Here is a 5,031-nt window from a genome sequence, read left to right on the forward strand (position 1 = left end):
GTTTTAGATAATGATCCATTTTTGTTAAATGCAAAGGTCATCTCCACTTACATAAATGGCACTAATGTTTTTCAGACTCCATAACTTTCTTTAACACATCAGGAACATCAGTGAATATCCCATCAACTCCAATTTTTATAAGTCTTTTCATCATGAGTGGATTATTCACGGTGTATGGTTTTACAGTCAAACTTCTTAAGTGCATCCTATCCACCATTCCTTTACTCACAAATATGAAGTATGGGTTAATTCCTGATAGAAAGGAAGGAAATGATTTACCATAGGGAGAAAAACATAAACCTTCAACTACTGCATTTTCTCTCTTTTTCTTTAAGTTTCTCAAAATATTAAAATCAAAGGAGGAAAAGATAAATCTTTCTACTGGATACTCTTCTATAACCTCAAGTAGCTTATCTAAAATTCCCGGATATATTCTTTCATTTCCCTTTATCTCTATGTTTACCTTTAAATTTACCTCCTTTAGAACCTCTTTAAGAGTTGGAATATATGTGCCTCTATAATTAAATGAAAATAAAACTCCCACATCTATACCCTGAATTTCCTTGAGGGTGAGTTCTCTAATCTTCATGTTTCTTATAAGGAAGGGATGGAAAACTACAAGTTCCCCATCCTTTGTCATATGGATGTCAAGTTCTATGAAGTCAGCTCCCAATTCCTCTGCCAGTTTGAAGGCAGGAATTGTATTTTCTAGAGCATATCTTGATGCACCTCTGTGGGCTATAATAAGAGGTTTTGAATTCATCTATTTATTTCTATCTCATCACAGGTCTTTAGTAATTTTACCTTATCCCCAAATTCGTAAAGAAGCCTACATTTTCCATATGTTCCTGTGCAGTGCAAAGGGTATATTTTCTTTAAGTCAAATTTCTTAATCCCATCTATCGCATCCTTTATTCTATCCTCAAAGTTCAATAGGTGAAGTCCACCAAGTACTCCAATTATTGGTAATCCCAGATAATTGTAAAAATGGGTGAGTGTATTTGAAAGCCCAGAATGGTTGCATCCAGTTACTATAAAAATCCCAGAATCCATTTTAATTCCTATACTTATATCATCATAGATGGGATCAATAACAAACTCATCCCCATCCTTAACTACTAAGGTTTTGTCCATAAAATTATTTATTCTCTCAATCTGTCCAGAGAAGTAGAGACCTCCTTCTATTTCAAAAAATTCTCTTTTTAGTTTAAATCTTCCTCCGTACTTTTCATAAGTCTCTCTACTTTCAGGTATTCCAATGTAATCCTTTTTCTCACCTTTATCCTTGTACTTTCCCTTAAAGATGTCTGGATGTGCATATATCTCTACTTCCTTAGATCTATTTTTAAGAAAAGATAAAAGTCCTCCTGTATGATCGTTATGTCCATGAGACAAAATTACATAGGAGATCTCATCTGGTTTAACATTTAGCCTCTCAAGGTTTTTTAACAAAGAAAATCCAAAACCTGTATCAAATAGAATTTTCTTACCATTCCTCTCTATAAGTAGAGAAAGACCATGTTCAGACAAACAGCCTCTTTTTCCAGATAAGTCATCCACAACTACTTTTATCTTCATTATTCTCTAACCATTGGCGCTCCACATTTCGGGCATTTCATTGAGTTACATGGAACACCGGGTTCATGTGGCACCCTTGTTCCACAGTTTGGACAGACGCAGTATCCAGTTGGTCCTCTTCCAAAACCTCCACCTCTTCCTCTTCCCATTCCTCTTCCTTGACCTCTCATTCCCATACCAAAACCTCTTCCTTGTCCTCTCATGCCAAACCTTCCTCCCATTCCTCTTCCATAACCCATGCCTCTACCACCATTAAAACCATACATTGGTGGTTGTATATTTTCTGGTTTTTTCATCTCTAAAGCTGGTGTTCCTGCAGTAATTGCATCAACAGGACACCTCTCTGCGCAAATGCCACAATCTGTGCATAACGAAGGATCTATCTCTGCCTTCCCTTCCACAATGGTTATAGCATTCACAGGGCAGACCTTTTCACAAACTCCACATCCTGTACACCTATCTTTTATTACTTTGTATGCCATTTCTTTCCTCCTAAATGAAAAAAACTTTCACTTTCCATTCTACCACTTTTAATTATAAAAACAAACTTTTTGAAAATTTATTGAAATTTTTTAATTTAATGGTAATGTAATTTACATGAGGATGAAGGAAGTGAGTTCGGAGAGTTTTAATAAAGAGGTTCTTGAGGAGAAGATCCCTGTAGTTGTGGATTTCTGGGCAGATTGGTGTCATCCATGTGAAGTAATAAAGCCTCATCTTGAGAAGTTGGCAAGGGAGTATGATGGGAAGATAAAGTTTGTTGCCATCGATGTTGAGAAAAATTCAGATATAGCCACGAAGTATGAGATTATGAACCTTCCAACTCTCCTTATTTTTAAAGATGGGAAAGTTTATGGAGAGATAGTTGGGGCATATCCTTACTCTAAACTTAAAGAGGAGATTTTGGGTATTCTCGGTCTGGTATAATACATTTAATGGATAGAGAAAAGGAAAAAATTCTTGTTGAGAGGGCTAAGCACGATAAAGAAGCCTTTGGTATTTTATTTAATGAGTATTTCTCCCTTATACTAAATTATGTCTTTAGAAGAATAGGAGATAAAGAGGACGCAAAGGAGATAACACAGGAAGTTTTCTTGAAAGCCCTCTCATCAATTTCAACCTATAAGGATAGAGGCATTCCATATTCATCATACCTTATGCGAATAGCAATAAATGAGGTTAATGATTATGTAAAGAGGAAGAGAAGGATTATTTTAATGGAAGACATAAGGAATGTCTTTAAAGACTATTCCATAGATGACAAGAAGAAGAAATTTTTAATAATTCAAAGACTCCTCCTTAAACTCCCTTTAAAGTATCAAACAGTCATCTCTTTAAAATACTTTGAAAAGATGAAGATAAAGGAAATAGCAGAAGTTTTAAATAAAAATGAGAATACTGTGAAAACACTTCTTAGAAGGGGTATTAAAAGGTTGAAGGAGGAGATAGAGAAAGACGAAACTTTTTCAAAGGAGTTTGGTTTAAATGAGTGAGATGGAGAAGTTTGAAAAGGAACTAAACGAGCTTGAATTAGATAGAATAGAGGACGAGGAGTTTAAAAGAAAGCTTTATATTAAGCTTATGGAAAAGTATGAAAGTAAAAGGAGATTTATTTTAACTCCCTTCTTTAAAATTTCCATTGTAGTTTCACTCCTAATCCTTTTAGCCATTCCTCTCTATTTTGTTTTTTACCCAAGATTAAACAAAAATATCACAAAAAGAGAAGAAGTTAATGTCATGGAAAAGGTTGGCACATCATCACTACTGGATAATCTTACAAGAGATGATAAACTCATCAATGTAGAAGAACAGGGTGATAGGGAGATTCTTATCTATGAATCTGGTTTAAGGATTGTTAAAGTTGAGGAGAAGATCATAAAAATCTCTTATGGAGAGAAGGCTCCTCTTCTAAGATACGATATACATGGAGAAGGAGTTACTTCCTCTATGCTTAACAAGATAGAAGAAATTATAGAGAAAGACCCAAAGGTTGGTTTTTTGGTAAAAGGTGGGAGGATAGTGGAAAGTGGTAAGGTCAAAGATAATTTATATTACATAATCCTTGTGGCTTCGGATAGGGAGTGGAGAATAGTTGTAGATACAGAGGAGAAAAAGGTTGTTTCATTCTCTTCTCCTCCATACTGAAACTTTTTTAAAATCTAAAAGTTTAAATAAACAGGAGGTGAAAAATGAACAAAAACTTAGTGCTGTTTGTGGTTAGTGTCTTAATACTATCTGTTGGGCTATTTGGAGTGAGTTTTGGAGGAAACAGGGTGGCTAATGTGGAGAATGTAGCTTCAGAGAACACAATATCAGTTACAGGTCATGGAGTTATCAGTGTGAAGCCTGATGTGTGTTATGTAAATCTTGGAGTTGAACTTCAGGGGAAGACAGCAAAGGAGGTAAGTGAGAAGGCAGCAACTATTATGAATAATGTCATCACTGCCATAAAAGATCTCGGTTTCACCGATGAGGATCTTGAAACAGTTGAATATTCATTAACTCCAGTCTATTCATATCCTCAAAATGAACCTCCAGTGCTTACTGGTTATAGATTGAGAAACATTGTTAGGGTTAAAATTACACAGAAGAATGAAGAGGGAAATCTCGACACCTCCCTTATTGGCGAAGTTATTGATGCAGCCACAGAAAATGGAGCAAATGTGGTATCTGGGATAACATTTGATGTTTTGAACAAAAAAGAGCTCAAACTTCAGGCAATTACCCTTGCTATGGAGGATGCAAAGAAAAAGGCAGAGGCAGCTCTTGCTGCTGTAAATGAAACGATAAAGACTGTAATTGAGATAAATGTTTCAGATGTATCTTTCCCCTCCTGGATTGGAAAGAATATGAATTTAAGAGGTGAATCAACTACTCCAATATTTACTGGAGCACAGAATATAACAGTTAGTGTAAATGTAAAATTTGGATTTTAATTAGAGAGGGGTTTCTCCCCTCTTTAACATTTTTATTGCCTTTTTTAAGATTTTCTTGTCATTTTTAAAGGTAATAAATTTCTTTGCCTCGTCAAAGTAAAACCAACCATACCCAAGAAATCCTTTTTCAAGTTTGACTTCATCTGTTTCAGAAAAGAACAAAAAATAGTGAACTGTCTTATCAAAAATTTCTCCATTCTCAAGATACCTGTATCTTGTTGTTCCCAATTCACATTCTGGTTCATTTACCTTTATGCCGACTTCTTCAAATATCTCCCTTTTTGCTGCATCAACAATGGTTTCACCCTCTTTGAGTTTCCCTTTGGGAAACACCCATGTTTTTTCTCTTTTTAATAGAAGAACCCTATTTTCAAAGACTATCACTCCTCCACTTGATGTAAGCTTCATGAGATAATTTTATAAAAAATTTTGATAAAATTAAATTGAAAAATAAATAAGTGGCAAAGTTAACTTGAGTCCTAAATTCTAAATTGTGGAACAAGGGAAATTATTATTC

General features: G+C 34.8%; 8 protein-coding genes. 4 read left to right on the forward strand and 4 right to left on the reverse strand.

Going from position 1 to position 5,031, the window contains the following annotated elements:
* Window positions 1–61 precede the first annotated feature (61 nt).
* The 3 genes from J7J33_03420 to J7J33_03430 are packed head-to-tail and all read right to left on the reverse strand — an operon-like array spanning window position 62 to window position 2,060.
* Complete coding sequence (locus tag J7J33_03420) at window positions 62–763, reverse strand: glycerophosphodiester phosphodiesterase (protein MCD6168340.1); 702 nt, start codon at window positions 761–763, stop codon at window positions 62–64.
* Window positions 760–1,578: an MBL fold metallo-hydrolase gene (locus J7J33_03425; GenBank protein ID MCD6168341.1), complete on the reverse strand. Its 819-nt coding sequence runs from the start codon at window positions 1,576–1,578 to the stop codon at window positions 760–762. Before J7J33_03425 ends, J7J33_03420 begins: the two co-directional genes overlap by 4 nt.
* On the reverse strand, window positions 1,578–2,060 hold the full coding sequence (locus J7J33_03430; protein MCD6168342.1) for a 4Fe-4S binding protein: 483 nt from the start codon (window positions 2,058–2,060) through the stop codon (window positions 1,578–1,580). Before J7J33_03430 ends, J7J33_03425 begins: the two co-directional genes overlap by 1 nt.
* Before the next feature lie 115 nt (window positions 2,061–2,175).
* Between J7J33_03430 and trxA the strand changes: the two genes are divergently transcribed.
* The 4 genes from trxA to J7J33_03450 are packed head-to-tail and all read left to right on the forward strand — an operon-like array spanning window position 2,176 to window position 4,514.
* A complete protein-coding gene (gene trxA / locus J7J33_03435; protein ID MCD6168343.1) occupies window positions 2,176–2,505 on the forward strand; it encodes a thioredoxin in 330 nt (109 codons plus the stop codon).
* Between the two features lie 8 nt (window positions 2,506–2,513).
* A complete protein-coding gene (locus J7J33_03440) occupies window positions 2,514–3,071 on the forward strand; it encodes an RNA polymerase sigma factor (GenBank protein MCD6168344.1) in 558 nt (185 codons plus the stop codon).
* Window positions 3,064–3,723, forward strand: coding sequence for a hypothetical protein (locus J7J33_03445; GenBank protein ID MCD6168345.1), 660 nt, complete (start codon window positions 3,064–3,066; stop codon window positions 3,721–3,723). Before J7J33_03440 ends, J7J33_03445 begins: the two co-directional genes overlap by 8 nt.
* A 44-nt stretch (window positions 3,724–3,767) precedes the next feature.
* The gene (locus J7J33_03450; protein MCD6168346.1) at window positions 3,768–4,514 is read left to right on the forward strand and encodes an SIMPL domain-containing protein; all 747 of its coding nucleotides are present in this window, start codon (window positions 3,768–3,770) and stop codon (window positions 4,512–4,514) included.
* Here J7J33_03450 and J7J33_03455 read toward each other — a convergent pair whose 3' ends face one another.
* On the reverse strand, window positions 4,515–4,922 hold the full coding sequence (locus tag J7J33_03455; GenBank protein ID MCD6168347.1) for an NUDIX domain-containing protein: 408 nt from the start codon (window positions 4,920–4,922) through the stop codon (window positions 4,515–4,517). It lies immediately after the preceding gene.
* Between the last annotated feature and the right edge of the window lie 109 nt (window positions 4,923–5,031).

Source organism: Caldisericia bacterium (assembly GCA_021158845.1).
GTDB lineage: Bacteria > Caldisericota > Caldisericia > B22-G15 > B22-G15 > B22-G15.

Excerpts from the sequence above, each read along its gene's own strand:
- J7J33_03445 (MCD6168345.1), top strand. The coding sequence starts at position 3,064 with ATGAGTGAGATGGAGAAGTTTGAAAAGGAACTAAACGAGCTTGAATTA.
- J7J33_03450 (MCD6168346.1), top strand. The coding sequence starts at position 3,768 with ATGAACAAAAACTTAGTGCTGTTTGTGGTTAGTGTCTTAATACTATCT.
- J7J33_03430 (MCD6168342.1), bottom strand. The coding sequence starts at position 2,060 with ATGGCATACAAAGTAATAAAAGATAGGTGTACAGGATGTGGAGTTTGT.
- J7J33_03425 (MCD6168341.1), bottom strand. The coding sequence starts at position 1,578 with ATGAAGATAAAAGTAGTTGTGGATGACTTATCTGGAAAAAGAGGCTGT.
- trxA (MCD6168343.1), top strand. The coding sequence starts at position 2,176 with ATGAGGATGAAGGAAGTGAGTTCGGAGAGTTTTAATAAAGAGGTTCTT.
- J7J33_03440 (MCD6168344.1), top strand. The coding sequence starts at position 2,514 with ATGGATAGAGAAAAGGAAAAAATTCTTGTTGAGAGGGCTAAGCACGAT.
- J7J33_03455 (MCD6168347.1), bottom strand. The coding sequence starts at position 4,922 with ATGAAGCTTACATCAAGTGGAGGAGTGATAGTCTTTGAAAATAGGGTT.
- J7J33_03420 (MCD6168340.1), bottom strand. The coding sequence starts at position 763 with ATGAATTCAAAACCTCTTATTATAGCCCACAGAGGTGCATCAAGATAT.